The sequence below is a fragment of the Pseudomonas graminis genome, from assembly GCF_004364335.1.
Lineage (GTDB): Bacteria > Pseudomonadota > Gammaproteobacteria > Pseudomonadales > Pseudomonadaceae > Aquipseudomonas > Aquipseudomonas graminis_D.
In genome coordinates this window covers 324,406-347,355 of sequence record NZ_SOCR01000007.1, presented here as the reverse complement: position 1 = coordinate 347,355, position 22,950 = coordinate 324,406, and the positions used below count along the sequence as shown (strand labels likewise).

22 protein-coding genes are annotated in these 22,950 nt (G+C 59.6%); 19 read left to right on the top strand and 3 right to left on the bottom strand.

The genetic code is table 11. The features are described 5' to 3' along the window. Positions 1-2: 2 nt before the first annotated feature. Positions 3-755 carry a helix-turn-helix domain-containing protein gene (locus EC919_RS15605; RefSeq protein ID WP_133775425.1) on the bottom strand — a complete coding sequence of 251 codons (753 nt, stop codon included), beginning with the start codon at positions 753-755 and terminating at the stop codon, positions 3-5. A 298-nt stretch (positions 756-1,053) separates the two neighbouring features. On the opposite strand from EC919_RS15605, the gene EC919_RS15600 reads away from it, so the two are divergent. The 14 genes from EC919_RS15600 (at position 1,054) to EC919_RS15535 (ending at position 14,562) form a co-directional block, all read left to right on the top strand. Next, a complete protein-coding gene (locus tag EC919_RS15600; RefSeq protein WP_432213819.1) occupies positions 1,054-1,965 on the top strand; it encodes a universal stress protein in 912 nt (303 codons plus the stop codon). Between the two features lie 61 nt (positions 1,966-2,026). Continuing rightward, on the top strand, positions 2,027-3,055 hold the full coding sequence (locus EC919_RS15595) for a class I fructose-bisphosphate aldolase (protein WP_133775329.1): 1,029 nt from the start codon (positions 2,027-2,029) through the stop codon (positions 3,053-3,055). Between the two features lie 233 nt (positions 3,056-3,288). Next, the gene (locus tag EC919_RS15590; RefSeq protein WP_133775328.1) at positions 3,289-4,104 is read left to right on the top strand and encodes a PRC-barrel domain-containing protein; all 816 of its coding nucleotides are present in this window, start codon (positions 3,289-3,291) and stop codon (positions 4,102-4,104) included. Next, positions 4,101-5,537, top strand: a complete 1,437-nt coding sequence (atpD, locus tag EC919_RS15585; RefSeq protein WP_133775327.1) for a F0F1 ATP synthase subunit beta — start codon at positions 4,101-4,103, stop codon at positions 5,535-5,537. The genes EC919_RS15590 and atpD overlap by 4 nt, the downstream gene beginning before the upstream one ends. Continuing rightward, positions 5,518-5,922, top strand: a complete 405-nt coding sequence (locus EC919_RS15580; protein ID WP_133775326.1) for a F0F1 ATP synthase subunit epsilon — start codon at positions 5,518-5,520, stop codon at positions 5,920-5,922. Before atpD ends, EC919_RS15580 begins: the two co-directional genes overlap by 20 nt. Beyond that, a complete protein-coding gene (locus EC919_RS15575) occupies positions 5,919-6,275 on the top strand; it encodes an AtpZ/AtpI family protein (protein WP_133775325.1) in 357 nt (118 codons plus the stop codon). Before EC919_RS15580 ends, EC919_RS15575 begins: the two co-directional genes overlap by 4 nt. Next, on the top strand, positions 6,268-6,591 hold the full coding sequence (locus EC919_RS15570; protein ID WP_133775324.1) for an ATP synthase subunit I: 324 nt from the start codon (positions 6,268-6,270) through the stop codon (positions 6,589-6,591). Before EC919_RS15575 ends, EC919_RS15570 begins: the two co-directional genes overlap by 8 nt. Next, positions 6,582-7,265 (top strand): F0F1 ATP synthase subunit A, encoded by a 684-nt coding sequence (locus EC919_RS15565; protein WP_133775323.1) that lies wholly within the window; start codon positions 6,582-6,584, stop codon positions 7,263-7,265. Before EC919_RS15570 ends, EC919_RS15565 begins: the two co-directional genes overlap by 10 nt. Before the next feature lie 56 nt (positions 7,266-7,321). Next, positions 7,322-7,612 (top strand): F0F1 ATP synthase subunit C, encoded by a 291-nt coding sequence (locus EC919_RS15560; RefSeq protein ID WP_133775322.1) that lies wholly within the window; start codon positions 7,322-7,324, stop codon positions 7,610-7,612. 3 nt (positions 7,613-7,615) lie between these two features. Further along, entirely contained in the window at positions 7,616-8,389 is a 774-nt protein-coding gene (locus tag EC919_RS15555) for a F0F1 ATP synthase subunit delta (protein WP_133775321.1), read from the top strand. After that, positions 8,386-10,008 (top strand): alternate F1F0 ATPase, F1 subunit alpha, encoded by a 1,623-nt coding sequence (locus EC919_RS15550; protein WP_133775320.1) that lies wholly within the window; start codon positions 8,386-8,388, stop codon positions 10,006-10,008. Before EC919_RS15555 ends, EC919_RS15550 begins: the two co-directional genes overlap by 4 nt. Positions 10,009-10,029: 21 nt before the next feature. Continuing rightward, positions 10,030-10,989 carry a F0F1 ATP synthase subunit gamma gene (locus tag EC919_RS15545; RefSeq protein WP_243842267.1) on the top strand — a complete coding sequence of 320 codons (960 nt, stop codon included), beginning with the start codon at positions 10,030-10,032 and terminating at the stop codon, positions 10,987-10,989. 319 nt (positions 10,990-11,308) lie between these two features. Further along, positions 11,309-13,075, top strand: coding sequence for a methyl-accepting chemotaxis protein (locus tag EC919_RS15540; protein ID WP_133775319.1), 1,767 nt, complete (start codon positions 11,309-11,311; stop codon positions 13,073-13,075). Continuing rightward, the gene (locus tag EC919_RS15535) at positions 13,072-14,562 is read left to right on the top strand and encodes a chemotaxis protein CheW (protein ID WP_133775318.1); all 1,491 of its coding nucleotides are present in this window, start codon (positions 13,072-13,074) and stop codon (positions 14,560-14,562) included. The genes EC919_RS15540 and EC919_RS15535 overlap by 4 nt, the downstream gene beginning before the upstream one ends. Positions 14,563-14,599: 37 nt before the next feature. On the opposite strand, the gene EC919_RS15530 is transcribed toward EC919_RS15535, so the two are convergent. After that, the gene (locus EC919_RS15530) at positions 14,600-15,844 is read right to left on the bottom strand and encodes an acyl-CoA dehydrogenase family protein (protein ID WP_133775317.1); all 1,245 of its coding nucleotides are present in this window, start codon (positions 15,842-15,844) and stop codon (positions 14,600-14,602) included. A gap of 397 nt (positions 15,845-16,241) precedes the next feature. On the opposite strand from EC919_RS15530, the gene sfnG reads away from it, so the two are divergent. Next, on the top strand, positions 16,242-17,342 hold the full coding sequence (gene sfnG, locus EC919_RS15525) for a dimethylsulfone monooxygenase SfnG (RefSeq protein WP_133775316.1): 1,101 nt from the start codon (positions 16,242-16,244) through the stop codon (positions 17,340-17,342). 26 nt (positions 17,343-17,368) lie between these two features. Here sfnG and EC919_RS15520 read toward each other — a convergent pair whose 3' ends face one another. Further along, the gene (locus tag EC919_RS15520) at positions 17,369-18,280 is read right to left on the bottom strand and encodes a LysR substrate-binding domain-containing protein (RefSeq protein ID WP_133775315.1); all 912 of its coding nucleotides are present in this window, start codon (positions 18,278-18,280) and stop codon (positions 17,369-17,371) included. Between the two features lie 363 nt (positions 18,281-18,643). Here EC919_RS15520 and EC919_RS15515 point away from each other — a divergent pair, with 363 nt between their 5' ends. From EC919_RS15515 to EC919_RS15500, 4 genes are all read left to right on the top strand, one after another. Next, positions 18,644-19,576 carry a LysR family transcriptional regulator gene (locus EC919_RS15515; RefSeq protein WP_133775314.1) on the top strand — a complete coding sequence of 311 codons (933 nt, stop codon included), beginning with the start codon at positions 18,644-18,646 and terminating at the stop codon, positions 19,574-19,576. A 199-nt stretch (positions 19,577-19,775) separates the two neighbouring features. Beyond that, on the top strand, positions 19,776-20,201 hold the full coding sequence (locus tag EC919_RS15510) for a MarR family winged helix-turn-helix transcriptional regulator (protein ID WP_166650556.1): 426 nt from the start codon (positions 19,776-19,778) through the stop codon (positions 20,199-20,201). Between the two features lie 86 nt (positions 20,202-20,287). Continuing rightward, complete coding sequence (locus tag EC919_RS15505; RefSeq protein WP_133775312.1) at positions 20,288-21,760, top strand: efflux transporter outer membrane subunit; 1,473 nt, start codon at positions 20,288-20,290, stop codon at positions 21,758-21,760. Then, the gene (locus EC919_RS15500; protein ID WP_133775311.1) at positions 21,757-22,950 is read left to right on the top strand and encodes an efflux RND transporter periplasmic adaptor subunit; all 1,194 of its coding nucleotides are present in this window, start codon (positions 21,757-21,759) and stop codon (positions 22,948-22,950) included. Before EC919_RS15505 ends, EC919_RS15500 begins: the two co-directional genes overlap by 4 nt.

The window sequence follows — 22,950 nt, the reverse complement described above, 5'->3', positions numbered from 1 at the left end:
ATTCAGAGCGTTTTCGGTCCGCAGCCGCAGCCGTTTATCAAAGCGTGCAGGCGTTTGAGGTCAAGGATCTCAACAGCCCGTCCGGAAATCCTGACGATGCTGTGGTCACGCAGGTTGGCGATGGCACGACAGATCGTTTCAAGGCGCAGCCCAAGGTATGAACCGATGTCTTCCCGGGTCATGCGCAGCACGAAAGCGGTAGGAGAGTAACCTCGATTGGCCATGCGGTTGGAGAGGTTGAGCAGAAACGCTGCCATGCGCTCCTCCGCATTGAGATTGCCCATCAGCAGCAGCATCTCGTGGTCCCGAACGATCTCTCTGCTCAGGACGCGATTGAGGTTGTGCTGCAGCGAAGGCAGTTCACGTGACAACCGCTCCAGCTGGGTGAAACGAATGGGGCACACTTCACTGTCTTCCAGCGCGATGGCATCGCACACGTGGCGATTCTCGCTGATCGCATCGCAGCCGAGCAGCTCTCCCGACATCTGAAACCCGGTCAGTTGATCGCGCCCGTCCTGGGAGGAAATCGTCGTCTTGAAAAAACCGTAGCGCACCGCGTAAAGCGATCGCAGCGGATCACCTGCGTGATAAAGCGCCTCGCCTTTCTTGATCTTCAGAGGCTGGGGAATGATGGCGGACAAACGATCGGTATCAATGACACTCATGCCCATCGACAGGCACAGCTCTCGAACACCGCAACTTGCGCACTCAGCCTTGAGGAACAGATCGGGGACAGCGGCCAGATGGGCGCTCATAGGAATCTCCTTATTCAATGCAGCATAGGCGCGGCGCGATAGCCGTAACAGCGGGCATTTCAAATGTGGATGAGCGGGGGGGATTGGAGAGAGAAAGTCATCCGAATCACGTGAGTTCAATGCGAACAGATAGATGTGTTTCACCCGTGAGCTGGGCATTTCCCGGCTCTGCGATGTCTGCACCATCCTTGATAAATATCAAGTCGGCTTTCGACCGGCCGCCGAGAATCGACCGTTATCGCCCGCGCCACAGTTGTGCAGTCCTGTGGTCGTCGTTCTTGCTGACTGGAGGTGCGCCATGTTCGAACCTGAACGTTTGATGCTCATCGCTTCGCCGCTGATGAAAAAAACGCCCGCCTTTGATCGTGCGGGCGCGCTGGCGCAGGCCAAGGATGCGGCGCTGCATATCGTCGCCTTCGATTACGTGGATGGCCTTGCCAGTGCAGGCCTGGTAAACGAGAGGGCGCTCAGAGAGATGCGCGATGGTTACTTGGCACGCCACCGCGAATGGCTCGAAGAGCAGGCTCAGCCAATACGGAATCTGGGGGTGCTGGTCACTACGGAAGTAATCTGGGTCATGCAGCCGCTTGACGAAATCATGGTGCATATCCGAGAGATCAATCCGGCGCTGGTGATCAAGGACGTAGAGCACGAATCGTGGGTATCGCGCATGCTGTTCACCTCGCTGGATCTGCGCCTGCTGCACGACTGCCCGGCTCCATTGCATCTGGTGTCGAAAGTGGCGCATGCGCGGCCACGCCAGGTGTTGGCCGCGGTGGACCCTTTCGGTCCCTCTGATCAGTTCGCGGGGATCAATGAAGCAATTATCACCCACGCTGAAAAACTGGCCGCGCAGTGTGATGCGCAGTTGCACCTGATTTATGCCTATGACCTGACCGCTGTATTCGCCTCCCAGGATGCCACGGGATTCAGCTCGAACTTGGCCCAGACCCTTTACGAGGCAGAAGAGGACGGGTTCAACAAGCTGGCCGAGCAGTTCGGGGTGCCCGATGAACGCAAGCACCTGGTGATGGGCTACCCGGCCAAGGTGATTCGCGCCTTTGCCGAGGCGCAAAACATTGATGTCATCGTGATGGGAACGGTTCATCGCAATCGCTTGAGCGCCTTGCTGGGCAGTACCACAGAGCAGGTGGCCCATCACATGCCCAGCAGCCTGCTGGCGGTCAATCCTCGCAGTACCGGGCACTGAGCACGGGTCGCCTCCAATCAAGCGTAGTGATTAATGTCAGCCAAACCTGAAGGGGCCAAGCATGAATGTGCAAGCACTGAAAGAAACCGCCAAGGCGTTGGTCAAGGACGGCAAGGGATTGCTGGCAATGGATGAAAGCAATCCGACCTGTGAACGGCGTTTCGCCGCCTTGGACATTCCCCGCACGGCAGAGGCCCGGCACGCCTATCGGGCGCTTATCGTGACCACCCCGACGCTGAATGAGTACATCAACGGGGCCATTCTCTACGATGAAACCCTCCGTCAATTCACACAGGATGGGGTGCCTTTCACGCAGTTCCTGATCGAAGCGGGCGTCATGCCGGGCATCAAGGTGGACATGGGCACAACAGCGTTGGCGGGGCACCCTGGGGAGAAAATCACCGAGGGTCTGGACGGACTGCGCGATCGGCTGCAGACGTACGCAAAACTGGGGGCGCGTTTTGCCAAGTGGCGTGCCGTGATTACGCCGGGAGCCGGCATTCCCAGCCACGGCTGCATCCAGGCCAATGCCCACGCATTGGCCAGATACGCAGCGTTGTGTCAGGAGGCGAGGCTGGTGCCCATCATCGAACCGGAAGTCTTGATGGACGGTGACCAGACACTCCAGCAATGCGCCGCTGTCACGGAGCAGGTGCTGCGCACAGTCTTCGAACAGCTGCATATCCAGCGCGTGCTACTGGAGGGGATGCTGCTCAAACCTAATATGGTACTTCCCGGCCTTGCGTGCACCACCCCTGCAACCGTGGCCGAGGTGAGTGAAGCGACGGTCAGTTGTTTGCTGCGAACCGTACCCGCCGCAGTGCCCGGGATCGTGTTCCTGTCAGGCGGGCAGACGGCAAAGTTGGCGTCCGCCCGCTTGAATGAGATGAACGCGACCTTCAAGTCGCGGTTGCCTTGGCCGCTGGCGTTTTCGTTTGCCCGGGCTGTTCAACAGCCGGCGCTGGAAATATGGAAAGGCGAATCGAGCCATGTGCACGCGGCCCAGCAGGCATTGCTGCACCGGCTCAGATGCAACCACGCCGCGTGTCGCGGTGAGTACGACCCCTCAATGGAAGGGCTGAGCCCATGAACGCGCCCCCCGCCCGCGTTCTTCACCCCGAAGTCCCCGACCATCGCGCTGTGAAACCTGATCGAGCCATTGGCCTTTCTGAAGAACTGATGCCCGGCCGGGTGAGGGGTGCGGCAGCGAACAGACACAGCCCGGTTCGGCGCACAGCGTGCTTGAACAGCGCCGGCGCAGCACGCACAGAACCTTTGTCGGTGCCGGACCAAACCCATAGGTGCTTTGAAGAGGACACTCCCATGTTGCTAAGCCTGAAAGACCTCAAGGGCTTCACCCTCAGTGCCACCGACGGTGATATCGGTGAAGTCAAAGACTTCTATTTTGATGATGAAGCCTGGGTGATCCGCTACTTCATCGTCGACACCGGCACCTGGCTTTCCCGCCGAAGGGTGCTGATTTCACCGCACGCCATCGACAGCCTCGATTGGCCCGGGCGTCGCCTGTCCCTTGCGATTACTCAGGACCAAGTCAAGAACAGTCCCGAGATTGACACAGACCAGCCGGTCTCTCGCCAGCATGAGATGCAGCATTTGGGCTATTACGGCTATCCGTATTATTGGGGAGGTGCAGGCCTGTGGCCCACCGGCGCGTATGCCGGGGCTGGCGGGTTTGGATTGCCCGGAGGGGAGTCCGGCAGTCGGCATGTTGAAGAAGAAAGTGCGAGGGCTGAGCGCGCCCTCCATGAGGACGACGATCCTCATTTGCGCAGCTGCGAGGCCGTTGTGGGCTATCACATCAAGGCCACTGATGGTGGTGTCGGACACGTCGAAAGCCTCTTGATCAATCAGGACACCTGGGCAATTCAGTACCTTGTGATCAACACCAGTAACTGGTGGGTGGGGCACCACGTGCTTATCGCGCCGGAGTGGGTGGACGCGGTGAGCTGGCTCCACAAGACGCTTTCAGTGGACCTGGATTGCGCCTCCATCAAATCCTCCCCCGCTTACGAGTCGACGGCGCAGTTGAACCGGGAGCGAGAACAGCATCTTTACGATCACCATGGTCGCAGCGGTTACTGGGTCAATGAAACGTTCATCGAGCGAGTGGAAACGTGAGCGCCGGGGTTGTTACGGCGGTGCGTGGCAGCGTTGTGGATGCCCGGTTCGAGTCTCTGCTGCCGCCGATCAACACCCTCCTGCGCGCCGGCCCGGGCGGCGCGGTGGCGATTGAGGTACTGGCCCAACGTGACGAGCGGCATGTGCGTGGCATCGCCCTCACACCGACCCAAGGCCTGGCCCGGGGAATGCCCATTCATGACACCGGTGGTCCCCTGCAGGCCCCCGTAGGTACCGGCATTCTGTCGCGGATGTTCGACGTCTTTGGTAATACCATTGACCGGCAGCCCGCCCTGGAAGGAGTGAAATGGCGCTCTGTGCATCAGCCGCCACCCCCCTTGGTCCGCAGGTCTACGAAGTCCGAGGTGTTCGAAACCGGGATCAAGATCATTGATGTGCTCACGCCGCTGGAGCGCGGTGGCAAGGCAGGACTCTTCGGCGGCGCCGGGGTTGGCAAGACGGTATTGCTGACTGAATTGATCCATAACATGATCGGCCACCAGTCCGGCGTGAGCATTTTTTGCGGCATTGGCGAGCGTTCCCGTGAGGGCGAGGAGCTGTACCGCGAGATGAAGTCGGCCGGGGTGCTGACGGACATGGTGATGATCTTTGCCCAGATGAACGAGCCTCCCGGCGCACGGTTTCGGGTGGGCCATGCGGCGTTGACAATGGCGGAGTATTTTCGCGATGACGAGCACCGCGATGTGCTGCTGCTGATCGACAACATTTTCCGCTTCATTCAGGCCGGCCCCGAGGTGTCCGGGCTCATGGGGCAGATGCCCTCCCGCTTGGGTTATCAGCCGACAATGGGCACGGAGCTCGCGGCCCTGGAGGAGCGCATCGCCAATACCGACAGCGGCGCGATCACCTCGATCCAGGCCGTGTACGTACCGGCCGATGACTTCACCGACCCCGCCGCCGTGCACACGTTCTCTCACCTTTCGGCGTCCATCGTGCTCTCCCGAAAACGTGCGAGTGAGGGCCTGTTTCCGGCCATCGACGCCTTGCAGTCCAGCTCGAAGATGATCACCCCAGGCATTGTCGGCGAGCGGCACTACAGGCTGGCGCAGGCGATTCGGCGAACGCTTGCCCAGTACGAAGCACTCAAGGACATCATTGCCATGCTCGGCCTTGATCAGTTGTCGCCCGACGACCGCAAGGTGGTGGCACGAGCCCGTCGGCTTGAGCGCTTTCTGACCCAGCCGTTTTTCACGACTGAACAGTTCACCAGCCTGAGCGGCAAACTTGTCAGCCTGCAAGACGCGCTGGACGGTTGCGAACGCATACTGGCTGACGAATTCAAGGATCTGCCCGAGAGCGCGTTGTACATGATCGGCGCCGTCGACGAAGCCAGCGTCAAGGCCAAGGCCAGGCGGGATACCCACGCTACGCAACCGGGCAGGGAGGACACCCATGCTGTCGATGAGACTTAAGGTGTTGTTGCCCTCCGAGGTCTTCACGGACGAGCTGGATGTGTCTCACATCGTGGTCGAAACCACACAAGGCTCCTTTGGGTTGCTCCCCAGACGGCTGGACTGTATCGCAGCGCTGGTGCCCGGCATCCTGATTTACGAGAGCCCATCCTGGGGCGAAGTGTTTGTAGCGCTGGATGAAGGTGTGCTCGTCAAGACCGGACAGACTGTCGTGATCTCGGCGCGGCGGGCACTGCGTGGCAACGACTTGTCCCGTCTGCGCGGTTTGATTGAAGCGCAGTTCATGACGCGCGATGCGCAAGAAGAAGCGATGCGTGCGGCGATGAACCGTCTGGAGGCAGGCTTTATGCGTCGGTTCGTCTCGCTGCATGAGCAAGCCTCATGACCGGGCGCACCACAAACAAGCCATCCGGGCGTGCCTCTGGCAAACCGACCTTGGCAGAACAGATTGGCAACAAAGCGGCGCGCAAACTCAGGGCGCGCCGTAACGATACGTCAGTGTGGTTTGGTCTGGGCATGATGGGCCTGATCGGTTGGTCCGTGGTCGTGCCCACTCTGCTCGGCGCGGCACTGGGCCTTTGGCTTGATCAGCGCTTTACCGGCGGCCGTTCCTGGACACTGGCGCTGTTGATGGCAGGGTTAACGACAGGGTGCCTGAACGCCTGGCACTGGGTCAGCAGGGAAGATCAGGCCATGCACGACACACCCGATGACGAGGAGGAGGGCAATCATGAATGACGGCCAGGGATTATTCCTGATCATCACGACCGTGCTGGCGGGGGCGGCACTGGGTGTGTTCTTTTTCGGCGGCCTTTGGTGGACGGTACGCAGAGGCGCTGTGTCAAGCAAACCCGCGCACTGGTTCGTCGGCAGCCTCATCGTGCGAACCGCCCTGGTGCTGACTGGATTCTATCTGGCGGGCGCAGGTCAGCCATTACGGTTGGGGGCTTGCATGCTGGGCTTCCTGCTGGCGCGCGTCGTCGTCCTGCGCGTCACTCGCTTGAAGGGCTGCGAGCAGGTGCCGGCGACGTGCGGACCACCACCATGCGCCTGACACCCGACGCCTGGATCTTCTGGGAGCATGGCTTTTTCAAGCTCAACGCCACCCTTGTGTTTACGTGGGCGCTGATGGCGGTAATGGTACTGGGCGCTGCTTTGATCACCCGTCGTCTGGTCACGGGGCATCAACGCTCACGCTGGCAGAATTTGCTGGAAATGGTGGTCACGACCATCGTGGGCCAGATTAAAGACGTGGGCCTGAAAGAGCCGCGCCGCTACCTCGGATTTCTCGGCACGCTGTTCCTGTTCATTGGCGCCGCGACACTGGCGACGGTGATTCCAGGGTACGAGCCTCCCACTGCATCGTTGTCGACCACCGTGGCGTTGGCCCTGTGTGTGCTGGTGGCGGTGCCGCTGTTTGGCATATCGGGTCAGGGGCTGGCGGGGTATCTCGCGTCATACATGCGCCCGACGCCCATCATGCTGCCCTTCAATCTCATCAGTGAAATGTCCCGAACGCTGGCGCTGGCCGTTCGCTTGTTTGGCAACATGATGAGTGGCGCCATGATCATCGCCATCTTGTTATCGATCACGCCCCTGGTGTTCCCCATCGTCATGACGGCGCTGGGCTTGCTCACGGGCATGGTGCAGGCCTACATCTTTACGATTCTTGCCGCCGTCTACATCGCGGCGGCCACACGTAACGGCGAAGCGGCGCCAGGCCCGTAAAGGCTCGCGCCACCCGAACCGCTGCACAATTGCTGTCACTTTTGAAAAGGCACGTTATGGACTCTCTCACCTGGATCGCGGTTGCCTCCATCGTCATGGCCGGCCTGACCACTGGCTTCGGCACGATGGGGCCCGCCCTGTCCGAGGGCAAGGCAGTGTCCGTGGCCCTCAGTTCGCTGGCTCAGCAGCCGGACGCGTCGGCCACCATCACCCGCACATTGTTCGTCGGGCTGGCGATGATCGAGTCAACGGCCATCTATTGCTTTGTGGTGTCGATGATTCTGATCTTCGCCAATCCGTTCTGGAATGCGGCCGTCTTGGCGGCGACCCAGGCAGCAGGCCATTAGACCGTGCTCATTGACTGGTTCACCGTCGGCGCTCAGGTGGTTAACTTCCTCATTCTGGTTTGGTTGATGAAGCGTTTTCTCTACCAACCGGTGCTGAGCGCTATCGCAGCGCGCGAGCAGAACATCTCTGACGAACTCGCAGATGCCGCCCGGACCAAGGCCCAGGCACATCAGCAGCAAGACGCGTTCGAGAAGAAGAACCAGGCCTTCGACGAGCAGCGGGCCGCACTACTGAGCAAAGCGATTGATGAGGCCAATGCCGAGCGTTCACGGTTGTTGGTCGAAGCGCGAAAAAACGCTGCCCAGGCGAGTTCCGACCAGGCGAAAGCGTTGATCGACGAGACGCAGCGCTTGCACGATGACCTCGTGCGGCTGACGCAGGAGCAGGTGTACGACATTTCGCGCAGGGTGCTCGCCGACCTCGCTTCGGTGAGCCTGGAGCAGCGTGCGTGCGAGGTGTTCATTCAGCGCCTTCGAAGTCTTGATGACAGGGCGCGTGAGGCGCTAAGTACGGCGCTCAAGGTTGCGTCGCCACAAGCACCGGCTCTGTTGCGCAGCGCGTTCGAGTTGCCGGTCGCTCAACAGAACGCCATTCAGACGGCCATTGACGAATGCTTCGGTCAGACGATCGCACTGGAGTTCCAGATCCTCCCTGAACTGGTCAGCGGTGTGGCGCTAAGCGTTAATGGCTTGAAGGTAGCGTGGAGCATTGCTGACTATCTCGAGGCGATCTCAACCACTCTGCAAGCACGGCTGAGCAAGACGGAGCCTGTATGACCGCTCCTTTGCCTGCGCCTCTGCCCCTGCCATCGTCGGCTCAGGCAACGCTGAAAAATGTCTTGCTTGACGCGTTTGCGAGCATGGGTGTGTGCCTGACTGCCTTCACGCCTCAGATGGCAGTGCAGGAGGTGGGCACGATCGTCAGCGTTTCCACCGGTATCGCACGCGTCAATGGCCTGTGGGGCCTTGGTTTTGAGGAGCGCGTGGTGTTTCCCGGCGGTTTGTCAGGAATTGCATTCAACCTGGATGAGGACGGCGTGGATGTCGTGCTGCTGGGCGATGGCGCGCACCTTCAGGCAGGTCAGGAAGTTCTGCGCACAGGTCGCGTGATGGACGTGGCCGTGGGCGACGAATTACTGGGTCGGGTGATTGACCCATTGGGGCGCCCGCTCGATGGCGGGGAGCCTATCGCCACCGAGCAGCGATTGCCGATCGAACGGCCTGCGGCGGCGATCATGGACCGCGCCCCGGTCACCGAGCCGCTGCAGAGCGGACTGAAGGTGATCGACGCGATGATCCCGATTGGCCGCGGTCAGCGCGAGCTGATTCTGGGGGACCGTCAGACCGGAAAAACGGCCATCGCTCTGGACACGATTTTCAATCAGCGCGGCAAGGACGTGCTCTGCGTCTACTGCACCATCGGCCAGCGAGCGTCGTCTGTGGCCAAGGCGGTGGCCAATCTGCGTGAGATGGGTGCGTTGGCGTTTACCGTGGTGGTGGTCGCAGAAGGCAACGAAGCCCCCGGTCTGTCCTACATCGCGCCTTATGCCGCCACCAGCATCGCCGAGCATTTCATGGAGAAAGGCCGTGACGTACTGATTGTGTATGACGACCTGACCCATCATGCACGGGCCTATCGCGAACTGTCGCTGCTGCTGCGTCGCCCGCCTGGGCGAGAGGCATTTCCAGGGGATATCTTCTACATCCATTCGCGCATGCTCGAGCGCGCCACCCATTTGAATGAGGCGCGCGGCGGGGGTTCGATGACGGCGTTGCCCATCATCGAGACCGAAGCTCAGGATATTTCCGCCTACATTCCGACCAATCTCATTTCCATCACCGACGGGCAGATTGTCTTGTCGCCCTCGCTGTTCGAACTGGGCGTCTTGCCGGCTGTCGATGTGGGTCAGTCTGTCTCGCGGGTTGGCGGCAAGGCGCAGCGCGCGGCCTACCGCGCGGTGGCCGGCGACCTCAAGCTGGCTTACGCGCAATTCGAAGAACTGGAAACGTTTGCGCGATTCGGCGCCCGACTCGATAAAGGCACTCACCAGGCAATCGATCATGGCAAACGCATCCGTGCCTGTCTGGCGCAGGCAGAGTTTTCGCCGGTGTCGGTGCCGGCTCAGATCGCGATATTACTGGCGTTGAACGCTGCACTGTTCGACACGATTGCGCTCGAACACATGAGCGCTGCGCAGAAAGCCGTTCAAGAGGTGGCAGGCGGGCTACCCGATGATGTGCAAGCCCGGCTGGCGGGTACGGGGCAGTTGCTCGACGCTGATCGCCAACAGGTCACCGAGGCCGCGCGGCAGGCACTGACTACCTTTCAAACCGCACAGGGGCAGGGTCCTGACTTTGAAGGGGCCGAGCCGACCATTGAGGAACGCCATGAATAGCGTGGTCCTTACCGATGACACATGCACCGTCAACGGCGGAACGTCCCGGCTGGCAACGACAGCATTCGCGCGAGTGCATCGCTGATGGCCAACACCATGAGTGCGCTGCGACGTCAGATCGCCAGTGCAGGTGACTTGAGGGCCGTTGTCCGGACCATGAAGGCTTCTGCCGCCGCCGCCATCGGTCAGTACGAACAGTCGGTCGCGGCGTTGGCCGATTACGCGTGCACAGTGGAACGCGGACTGAGCGTCTGTCTGCGTACGGTCGCTGTAAAAAGCGCCCTGACCGAGGGGGATGTCACCCCCGGCACCGGCGGTGTGGTGAATGTCATCGTATTCGGTTCCGATCAAGGCCTGGTGGGGCGGTTCAATGAGGTGCTGATCGAATTCGCCCTGTCACAGGTGACACCCGCGCAGGTAAAGGTCTGGGCTGTTGGTGAACGCCTGCATGAGCGACTGCTCGATGCCGGCATCGAGCCCCAGGATCTGTTTGCCGTTCCGGGGTCGGTTGCGCACATCACCCGGCTGGTCGGCCAGATTCTTCAGGACCTCTACACCTCGGCTACTGGCGCGCAACGCGACACGCTGATTCTGTTCTATAACCGCCCCTCGGCTGCGCAGTATGAGCCCGTCCGACAGCAGCTGCTGCCGCTGGATGAGCGCTGGCAGCGGCAGTTGGCAAGTGAAGCCTGGCCCACGCCCCTGAGTCCGGAAATACTCGGCACAGGCGTAGATGTACTGGGCGCCTTCATCCGCGAGCATCTGTTTGTCTCGCTGTTTCGTGCCAGCGCGGAGTCGTTGGCCAGCGAAAATGCCAGCCGGCTCGCTGCGATGCAGCGTGCCGACCGCAACATCGGCGCGCTGCAGAAAACGCTCAATGCACGTTTCCATCGACTGCGCCAGGGCGGAATCGATGAGGAGCTGTTTGATGTCATCGCGGGTTTCGATGCGTTGCTGCCAGTTTCCGATGCAGGTCCATGATCCTGAATCAACGCTACGTCCTTTCGAAATGATCGGTGCGCGCTGTGCCAGATAGGCCATCCACTGACCTCGCACCGATTCACTCTCGACATCTGAACGGTTCAAACCTGTACACGAAAAAATAAATGTACAACCTTGGCTAAAGTTCACGGCACCCTCTGCCGATCGAATACCTGATACGACAAATCGTAGATGAGCTCCCGTGAGTCTGGCCCGATCGCGCCCCTGTCTGAGGCGTCTCACGGACAGAAAACAGCCGTTGCTTATCGCTACAGGGAAGGAGCCCCGCCCACTCAATACCATTTAGCGGACCTGCCCCATGAACAATAAATCGAACCCAACCGCCGAACTTGCCCAGGCCGGCGCTGACCTGAACTCCCTCCTCACCGCTATCGACCGCTCCCAGGCCGTGATTGAATTCGATCTGCAGGGAAACGTGCTCTACGCCAACCAGAACTTTCTCGACTGCATGGGTTACGACCTCGAAGAAATTCGCGGGCGCCATCACCGGCTGTTCTGCATGCCCGACTATGCGACCAGCAAGGAATACCTGATGTTCTGGGAGAAACTGGGTACCGGCAAGTTTGACGCCGGCCAGTACCAGCGTCAGGCCAAGGACGGGCGGCAGATCTGGCTGCAAGCGACCTACAACCCGGTGATGGACAACAACGGCAAGCCATTCAAAATCGTTAAATTTGCCAGCGATGTCACGCAAGTGCGCAATCGCAACGCCGAGTGGGAAAGCAAAATCGAGGCGATCGAGCGCTCCCAGGCGTTAATCGAGTTCACGCCTGAAGGCTATGTGTTGACCGCCAACAGCAAATTCCTTTCGGCCATGGGCTACACGCTGGACGAAGTCGTGGGCCAGCATCACCGGATGTTCTGTGCACCGGAATACGCCGCGTCCCTGATGTACCGCGAGTTTTGGGAGAAGCTCGGCAAGGGCGAGTACGACTCCAACGAATACAAGCGCCTGAGCAAGGACGGTCGGGATGTCTGGATTCAGGCGTCCTATAATCCGATCCTTGATGCCCAGGGGCAGACCTACAAGATCGTGAAGTTCGCCACTGACGTCACCGAGACCAAACTTCGGACGATGGAGCACGAAGGCAAGGTCAACGCGATCAACCGCGCCCAGGGCGTGATCGACTTCGACCTGAGCGGCAATATTCTCTCGGCCAACGCCAACTTCCTGGAGCTGGTGGGTTACCGGATGGAGGAATTGACGGGCCGGCATCATTCGCTGTTCTGCGAACCGGATTACGTCAAGACCACGCCTTATCGCGAATTCTGGGGCGCGCTGAGCAGCGGCAAGTTCTTCACCGGACGCTTCATGCGGATCAGCAAATACGGTCAGAAAATCTGGATTCAGGCCACGTATAACCCGGTGTTCAATGCCGTGGGGGAACCGTACAAGGTGGTCAAGTTCGCCACCGACATCACCGCGCAGGTTGAACTGGAAGAAGCCATCGAAGCCAAGACCCAGGCGATGGATGAGTCCGTCACGCGTCTGATGCAGGCCATCGCCGAAGTGGTCAAAACCACTGGCGACGCCAACGATCAGGCACGCGTTACCCAGGATGAAGCCCAGCGCGGTTCCCAGACCCTCAACGAGGCGTCGGCGGCGATGGACACCATTGGCAAATCGGCAGAAGACATCCAGGAAATCATCGAGGTGATCAGCACGATCGCCGGCCAGACCAACATGCTCGCCTTCAACGCCGCCATTGAAGCGGCGCGCGCGGGTGAACATGGTCTGGGCTTTTCAGTGGTGGCCGATGAGGTGCGCAAGCTGGCGGAGAAGTCCTCCCAGGCCACCACCAAAATCAACAAATTGATTCAGGAAACGGTGCGCCGCATCAACTCCGGCAGCGAGATCTCCCGCAGCGCAGGCAGTGCGTTCGAGCGGATCGTTGCCGGGGTTGAAAAGACCAACGGCGCGATGACGACCATCGGCGCGGCGACGCAGGAACAGCATCATCTGGCTGAACGGGTAGCGGAACTGATCGGCGAGCTCAACCGCATCAAGCTGGCGACCGGTCTGGGCAAGGGCTTGAGCGCCCCAGGCCAGGTTGAAACGCTATGAGCGACGCCCTGGCTTTTGGGGTAGTCAAGCTGGGCGGGCTGGAAGTTGCGATTGACGCCCAGGCACTGGAGCAGGTCATCAACTGGCCAACCCGGCTGCAGCCTCATCCGCTGCAAGGCGGCGCCTTGCTCGGCATGTTCAGCCTGCGCGGGAAGGCGCTGCCACTGATCGAGCTGAGGTCGTTGCTGGGTGAGCATGATGTCTCCCGGCACGACCCGCTGGAGATGGTGGCCATCGTCAATCATCAAGGGCGGCGCCTGGGTATTGCGGTCAGCGGCGTCAGTGACGTGATGAAAGTCGAGGCGCGAAACCTGTGCCGTCTCGGCGGAGAGGGCACCGCGGTTGCGCTGCTGCCAGAACTCGTGATGCTGGAAAATGAGCGAATGATTTACCGGCTCGATCTGGATGCGCTGTGTGGCTTGCCTCAGGTGCTGACGGCGCACGGTGGGGACGTGGGCCAGTCGGTGCAGACTCAGGATCAATCCCGGGCGCTGCATCACTTGCTGTTGTTTGAGTGCGAAGGAAAGCGCTATGCGGTAGACGCGAAAGCGATTACCGAGTTGGTGGATCGGCCGGACATGCTGCCCAGCAAACTGGGGGGCGACTATTGCCTGGGCGTCGTCAACCGACGTGGCGTTGATGTGCCTGCGTTGAGCCTGAACCGGGTACTGGGCATTGATTGCCCGGCGACGGCGACGGCGCAGGCTCAGAACCAGTTGCTGGTTTTGACCTCGCGAGAAGGCTATCGCATCGGTCTGGTCTATGACCGAATGATCTCGATCGTGCGCAAGCGTACTCATGAAATCCTGCCGTTGCCCCGCTATGGATTGCGAGAGCCTGCGCTGTTTGCCGGTGTTGTCGGGCTGGAGAACGGAGAACAGGCGTTATTGCTTGAACACAGCGCCTTGCTGGAGCGCAAGGAGACCCTGAGTTTCGCCAGGATTTACCAGACCAGCCCGCCCAACCAGGACACGTTGGGCTCTCGGCTGACGCAGATGAGCCAGACGTGCCTGATGTTCCAGGCCGCCCAGCCTTTCGTGGTGCCGCTCGATCAAGTGCTGGAAATCCTTGATATGCCCGAGCACTTTGTCCGGTTCGCACAGCAGGAGACCCATTTGCTGGGCAGTTTCAATCTGCGTGGTGAGCAGATTCCGCTAGTCTGCCTGAGCAGTCTGGTAGCCGGCACAACGCCTCCCGGCAATACGCTGGAGCGGGTACTGCTGGTCAAGGGCGACCTGAACAGCTTCGGGCTGGTGGTCAACCGTACCGACTCCATAGAGACCTTCACCCACCCGGCTTCCGAGCATCCCGAGGGTTGGGAGCACGGAGCGAGGGGCAGGGGGTCGGTCAATGACCGCATGCGCAGCCTGGTGAGTATCGGCAAGGGTGATCAGGTGCGCTGGATGACGCTGATCAATCTGAGCAACGTCGTCAGGGCGCTGGAGATGACCGGCACGCCGGGAGAAAGCCAACGCCGCGTCGGCTGAGCAAGCTACGTTCGGGGTCTTTAGTCGGGTCGTCGATTTACTGCGGCCTGGCCTTTGGCTCTCCCTGCCCGATTTGCCAGACATAGGGTGGTTCGGTGCCATTGATACTCCAGTCACCAACGATCCTGGCCTTGTAAATAAGCGGATTATGGGACGCAACGGTACGCGCGTTACGCCAGTGTCTATCCAGTGCTTTATTGACGCTGATGCCTGAGGCGCCGAGCGCATTGAACAGGTCGGTCGCTGCCCGCAGAATAAGCTCAGAAACAACGACCTGTGCTTTCGCCGTTTCGATTTCCGCTGCAATGTTCGCCGTTCGCTCTGCCTCGGGATTCCCCGCAAAGCGCGCTTCATAGGCGTGCTGCAACGGCCTTGCAGAGCGAAGGGTGGTGGCCTGTGCAGCGTAGACCTGAGCGGAAATTTGACCGACCACTTGCTGGATCTGAACATCGGCGCTCACGCGGGTGGCATTGCCGTGGCTGTAAACACGTGTGCGCTCGCGGATCTGCTGGGTAATGTCGCGTTCTATCGCCCGACCTGTGCCTGCCAATACCGCGAGCAATACCAGTTGATAGAACGCAGTTTGATATTTAAAACGGTTTTCAAAAGGGATGATGTGTGTCGCGGGAACCGGAACGTTATTGAACACCGATGTCCCGCTGCCCGTAGTGCGTTGCCCAAAGCCGTCCCAATCATCACTTTGCTGTACACCGGCGTGACGGGCATCCACCACAGCAATAATGTCTGCACCGTTGTCTGAGCGCTGCGCGTACACATCGATCCAGTCTGAAAATAGACTGCCAGTGCTGTAGTATTTTTTCCCGCTCAATAGAAACTGAGTGCCGTCCGGAGTCGCTTTGGTGATGACTTCACCGAGCTTTACATCGCCTGTTTCTGTCCAGGCGTTACCCACTAAATCGCCTTCGACGAAGCGCCGGAACCATGTGTCGCGTTCAGGCGTTGCAGGCGAATTGAGTTGATCTTCCACGAAGGCGAAATGGCCGCGCAGGGACTGCGGAATATTGGAGTCGGCTTCGGCCAGTTCGATCAGCAACTCGAACAGTTGCTCAACAGAGGCGCCGGCGCCGCCATATTCTTTGGGCACGCGAATCGCACCGAACCCGGCCTGTTTGAGCCACTTGATGGGTTCGTAGGGGAGAGTACGAGCGTTTTCCCGCTCAACGGTGCCCGCTGCAATGTGCTGGAACAGCGGCCGAAAACGATGAGCCAGTGCTTCGTAGTCGGTACCCAGAGAAAGCGGATTGTTTGGCGTGTCAGGCATGGGGAAATCCCGTGATGATGAAAGCTGTCCGGTGCTGGCGGCTTTGATACACCCGCTTTGCATGCTCCGTGCCGACATATAACTGGCCGATTATTCAAGGTGAATCCGTTGAATGCACGGGCACAACTGTTGATACATCAACAGTTGTGCTGATTAGTTGAATCCCTTGTGACACCGATTCTGGGTGTGTGGGCAATCCAACTGTTTCCCTGGAAACACCTGTTCCGCAAAACGTTGTTTGCCAAGCGTTGGATAGACTTCTGTTCCGGTCGTTAACTCATTGAAAACGCTGTAAATAATAAGCTGGCATAATTGCTGCTATTCCACATCAGGCAGGTGGGCACCTTACTTGGCGACCACGCCGGGCGGCTCCCTTGCTCTATTTGGAGATCGGTAGATGAGTCAGAACGCAATTAAATTCGCATACTGGGTACCTAACGTCAGCGGCGGTTTGATCGTCAGTAAAATCGAGCAGCGCACCGATTGGGGCATCGAGTACAACCGTAAGCTGGCGCAAATCGCCGAGAAGTCGGGTTTTGAGTACGGCCTCACTCAAATCCGTTTCACGGCCGGATACGGCGCCGATAATCAACACGAGTCTGTAGCGTTCAGCCATGCATTGCTGGCGGCGACCGAGAAACTCAAAGTGATCGCGGCTATCCTTCCCGGGCCCTGGACGCCCGCCGTCGTTGCCAAGCAACTGGCGACGATCGATCAACTGACGGCCGGCCGTGTGGCGATCAACATTGTCAGTGGCTGGTTCAAGGGTGAATTCCAGGCCATCGGCGAGCCCTGGCTGGAGCATGACGAGCGCTACCGTCGTTCGGAAGAGTTTATCCAGGCGTTGAAAGGCATCTGGACAACCGACAATTTCACCTTCAAAGGCGATTTCTATCGCTTCCACAATTACACACTGCGCCCGAAACCCATTCAGCAACCCCATCCTGAAATCTTTCAGGGCGGCAGCTCCCGCGCCGCCCGCGATATGGCTGCGCGCGTGTCTGACTGGTACTTCACCAATGGCAACACGGTAGAAGGCATCAAGGCGCAGGTGAGTGATATTCGCGCCAAGGCAGCGGCCAACGGGCATTCAGTGAAGATCGGGGTCAACGCGTTCATCATCGCTCGCGAAACCGAAGAGCAAGCGCGCGCGGTGCTTCAGGACATCATCGATCAGGCAGACCCTGAAGCCGTGAATGCATTCGGCGATGCAGCAAAACAGGCCGGCAAGGCCAGTCCTGAGGGTGAGGGCAATTGGGCCAAGTCCACGTTTGAGGACCTGGTTCAATACAACGACGGGTTTAAAACCAATCTGATTGGAACGCCGAAGCAAATTGCGGAGCGCATTGTGGCGTTGAAAGCCGTGGGCGTGGATCTGGTGCTCTCGGCCTTTTTGCACTTTCAGGAGGAAGTCGCGTATTTCGGTGAACACGTACTGCCGCTGGTACGCGAACTGGAAGCCTCACATCAGGCTGTTCCAACTGCTCAAAGCGCGTGAGGTTTTTGATGAGCGACTCCCGGACATCAGTGTTCTCTCTGCCCCATGACGTGCTCAATCCTGCTTCGCAACCATCGCTCAGCCGGGTCACTGTCCATGACACTCAACCATGTCATGGACAACTCCAGTGTCGGCGTGACAAAGGGCAGGGGTTCGGCCTGTAACGCGCCGGTCTGGCTCAAGGCCAGCGCCAGGTAGTCCGGCAGATTGCACAGCATGTTGCTGCCAGCCATGAGGGCAGGGAGCGTTGTGTACTGAGGAATGGAAAGCACGGCTTTGCGCGTGCGTCCCACGGCTTCCAGCCACTCATCGGCGAAGCTGGAAATGTTGGCCACATGGGAGACCACCACGTGAGGACGCGTGCAGTATTCATCCAGGGTGAGCGGCGTAGCGGACAGATCGGTACGCAGTACCATGGGGACTACTTTTCGGAGCAGTTTGCGCTTGGCATTGGCCGGGAGATCTTTGGTGATGCAAACCCCTGCGGTGATCTCGCCAGAGGCCAATAGCTCGGAAATGCTCCAGTAATTTGCCTGTTTAATCACAATCACGACATGGGGAGCTTCCTCACGCAGCGCCTGTAGCAACGCTGGCATCAGGCTGTATTCGACATCGTCAGACAGTCCGATTCGAAACGTCATGTCGCTGCTGGCGGGGTCGAAATCGTGGGTCAAACTCAGTGCCACCGACATGGCATCCAGCGCCGGGGACAGATGATGGATGATCTCGTTGGCCCGCGCGGTAGGCTCCATTCTGTTGCCCACACGAATGAACAGCGGGTCATTGAAGAGGGCGCGCAGGCGGTTCAGTGCCGAGCTGATGGTGGGCTGACCGAGGAAAAGCTTTTCAGCTGCTCGCGTGACATTGCGCTCCAGCATCAAGGTCTCGAACACCACCATCAGGTTAATGTCGGCCTTGCGTAGCTCATTTCGATTCATCAGCCGCTTCCCTCTCAACCGCCATTGTCTGTGCTCTGGATTATTGAGCGATGCCCATTCTAGGGAGGCTGAGGAGCTTGCACCAGCGCGTCTGCCAGCACGCAGAGTGGACTGGCGGATGGCCGTCCCCGTCAAGGTTCAATAACGGCTTTTTCCCCCAACCTTCATTACGCGGTAGCGGGCTTTAATGTTCAAAAACGGACCGGTCAACAATCAATAACCGTTATCACTATTTGCCATGCCGAGGTTCAAACAGTCATTGCTAAGGTAGCTCCGGCCGCTCTGGCTCTTGCTTGGTGTTGGCCTGTCACCGGTCGCGCACCTTGAAGCACGACCTTCCGATCTTCAAAAAAAGGAGCGGTCGTGAACCTTCTCGACCACATGCGGATTTTTGTATTCGTCGCTAAATTCCGCAGTTTCACGGGTGCCGCGAAAGCGTTGAACCTGACGTTGCCTGCCGTTTCCCGAAGTATCTCGAGACTGGAAAGCCACCTCAATGCAACATTGTTGTCGCGAACAACTCGACGTCTGGTGTTGACCGACGTGGGTCAGGAATTCTTTCAAAAGTGCACGAAAATCATTGTCGGCGTGGACGAGGCCGTACAAACGGCGTCGGACAGTAATGTGCAGCCAGAGGGCCATTTGCGGGTGCATTCCACCCACGAAATCGGCAGATACCAACTCATGCCCCTGATTGCCGAATACCGGCGAACCCACCCCCTGGTCACCTTCGATCTTGTGCTTGATGACTGTCCTGCCGATCAGGTGCAGGAGAGTGTGGATGTCTCGGTTTCAGCCCTGCCCATGGGCGATGAACAGTGGGCTTCGAGGAATATCGGTGCGACCTACAGCGTGATGTGTGCTTCGCGATCCTATCTTGCTTACAACCCCGCCCCCAAAGTGCCGGAGGACCTGAGCCTGCACGAGTGTCTCAATCCGCTGGAGGCGCCTTCGAACGCACAGGACACCTGGGCCTTCGAAGGACCTTATGGCCCGGTCAACATCTACCTTCCGCCCTCGTCCTTTCAGTTGAACGCCCGCGATGCGATTGTCGATGCGGTGCGCGCGGGCCTTGGGATTGGCTGCATTCCAGCCTTCATGGCCGCTGAGTTGTTGCGCGATGGGGAGGTGGTCCGCGTGTTGCCTGACTACCATCTCGCGTCTTGCGGGATACATGCCATTTGCGCGGCGCATCGGGTGAATGACGTGTGCGTGAGAAGTTGGATCAATTACTTGAGTGCCCATTTTCCCAGGCGCCTGGTGGCAGGCGTGCACGCGCTGCCGGCCCATGACTGACCAGCATCAACCCATTGGGAACGGGCATAACGGTTATCGACCCTGGCAATTAGTACCAAAAAAAAACACTGATAGGATCGACAGCCAACGCCTGGCCAATGGCTGATCTCCACTCAATCAACCCTGTTGTCAACGCAGTCGTCAGAACATCGCTGGCGTCGATGCAGTGTCCAACTTTCAGACCATGATGAGTCCCTCAATGATGACCCCAACGTGCGCCGATATTTACTGTTCGGTGGGCAAAATTCATCGCGTGCTGGAACACACAATCAAATCGGCAATAGCCCGCTTCGACCTGACCGTGGCGCAGTTTCAGTTGTTGGAGACCGTTGCGTCAGGCCGAGCCACTTCACCGGCCAAATGCGGACGTGAGATCAATCTCACGTCTTCGGGCATGACCCATGTGCTGGACAATCTGGAACTTCGCGGATTGGTGAGCAGAGGGCGGGGATATGCTGATAGACGATTTATCACCATCCACCTGTTGCCGGACGGCCTTTCGCTGTATCAGCGGGCAGCACAGGCTGTTTCAGCGTCCTGGGATGAAGCCATTAAGGCTGGGTCCGCTGAACAGTCCTTGCTGTTTTCGATGGTCTCCCATCAGGGACCCGTCGTCGCTGTTTAGTGTGAATTGAGCTGCACATCTCATCGACTTTTTACTGCCATTGCCTGAAGGCAACTTTTCAGCAACATGTTTGCGGAGACACACGATTGACCATCGAACATCCCAACCGATTTATTCTGACCGCTCTGGTTGCCGTACTGCTCGGTGGATGTTCCTACAGCGATTTGAAGCCGCAGTCTTCGTTATGGGGTGGGCTGCAGACCAGCAGCAAAGAGACCCTGAATGAGACGCCGGTATCTGACGCCCATTGGCCCGAGCAGGAGTGGTGGAAGGCGTTCGGCGACCACCAGCTCGACGACTTGATTGGCGAAGCCTTGAAGGGAAATCCCGGCGTCGCCAGCGCTGCGGCCCGAGTCCGGCAAGCCCAGGCCATAACCGGTCTCAACGACGCGTCGCTGTTGCCAAGGGTCGACGCCAGTTTTTCCGATACTCGACAACGCTACAGCGCCAACGGCACAGCGGGTGGGGTTTCAGGCACTTGGCAGACGCTCTATCAGACCTCGCTGGGCGTGGGTTACGAGCTGGACTTCTGGGGGAAAAATCGGTCCGCGCTGGACGCTGCCATTGGCCGCCAACATGCCGCCGACGTAGACCGTTATGCGACCACGCTGATGATTTCATCGGCGATGGTGCAGGCCTATATCGAGCTGCAAAAGAACTACGAGCAGATCGACCTGGCCGAGAAGGTGCTGGCCCAGCAGCAGTCGATCCTCGATCTCACCCAACGCCGCTTCGCCGCCGAGCTGGATTCACAGGTCGATATCAAACAGGCGCAAGCGAGTGTCCCGGCCAGCAAAGCCACAATCTCCTCACTCAAGGAAGCCGTCGAACTGGATCAGAACCGGTTGGCGGCGTTGATGGGCGATGGCCCGGACCGTGGTCGTTCCATCCGCAGGCCCGCCATCGGCCAGGTTCAGCCCTTTTCGATACCCAGCCGCCTCCCGGCCGAACTCCTGGGCCGACGCCCCGACGTGGTGGCCCAGCGCTGGCGAGTCGAAGCGGCCGGGCATGACATCGCTGTGGCCGAGGCCAACTTTTACCCCAACGTCAACCTGGCGGCGTCCCTGGGCTTGCAGAGCTTTGGCTTCGGGGACTTCAAGGACAGCAGCAGCCGGATGCTGGGCATCGGGCCTGCCATCAGTCTGCCGATCTTCGACGGCGGACGGTTGCGCGCCAATCTCGCGAGTCAGGATGCGGCCTACGACATCGCGGTTGGAGGCTATAATCAGACGTTGGTCGACGCGATCCACGATATTGCCGATCAGTTGACTTCACTGCGCTGGCTGAAAGAACGCGTGGATCAGCAGCAACAAGCCGTGCAGACCGCCAACGATGCCTACGATCTGATCAACAACCGCTACGGCGCGGGCCTTGCGACCTACATCCAGGTGCTGATCGCGCAAAACGCTGCACTGGCCGAACAGCGCCAGCTCGTTGACTTGCGCGCCAGAGGTCTTTCACTCCAGGCCAGTCTGAGCAGGGCGTTGGGGGGCGGCTTCAGCCCCGATGCCATTGCGTCCGACGCTAACCCGATCACTCATCTTTCGAGCACACAATGAGCACTCAATCCCCGGCGCCGAGCGTCCCGGACACGGCACCGCGCACGTCAGGCCCCCTTGTCTTTATCGGCGCAGGCCTGATCCTTATTGCGCTATTGGCCGGCTGGTACCTGTATCAGGATGGCACCGAGCGCACTGAAGACGCGTACGTAGACGGCAACGCCGTTCAGGTGACCTCGCAGATCAGCGGCACGGTCACCGGCATCGGCGCGGACAACACCGACTCTGTGCGCGCCGGCAATCCGGTGGTGCGGCTCAATCCCGTGGACGCCGAAATCCAGTTCGAGCGCAGCAAGGCGGCGCTGGCCAGGGCCACACGCATGGCGCGCACCCAGTACTCCCAGGTGGAGCAACTGCAGGCAGAAGTCGATCAGCGCAGTAACGATGTCAGCAAGGCGCGGGCGGATGTGCAGCGGCGCGCGCAATTGGCGTCCAGCGGGGCGGTGTCCCGTGAAGAGATCAGCCACGCCGAAGATATCCTGAAAAACGCCCGCGCCGGGTTGGCCTCGACCCGCCAGTCCCTCGCTCAGCGCAAGGCGATGGTAGACGGCACCACGTTGCGCTCGCACCCGGACGTGCTGACGGCCGCCGCCAATCTGCGTGATGCCTTCGTCGCCCGTGACCGCACGGTGATCCTGGCGCCGGTGACCGGCATCGTCACCAAGCGCAGCGTCCAGGTGGGTCAGCGCATCAGTCCGGGCGTGGCCATGATGACGGTGGTGCCGCTGGATCACTTGTGGGTCAACGCCAACTTCAAGGAGTCGCAGTTGGAGCATATCCGTATCGGCCAACCGGTCACGCTGACCGCTGACTCTTACGGCACCGACATCGTGTTCCACGGCACCGTCGCGGGACTGGATGCGGGGACCGGCAGTGCGTTCGCGTTGCTTCCGGCGCAGAACGCGACCGGCAACTGGATCAAGGTCACTCAGCGCGTGCCCGTGAAGATCGCACTCGATGCGCAGGAAATCGCCCGCAACCCGTTGCGCCTCGGCATCTCCATGCGCGTGAAAGTCGACACCAGCGCCCGTACCGGCGACGTGTTGCGCGAGGACGTACCGCGTGACGACATTTACAGCACCGCGGTGTTCGAGGACGAACTGAAGAACGCTGACGCATTGGTCGACAGCGTCATCAGCGAAAACGAGGGAACACAACGGGCTCCAGCGCTCAGCAGTGCAACGCGCTAG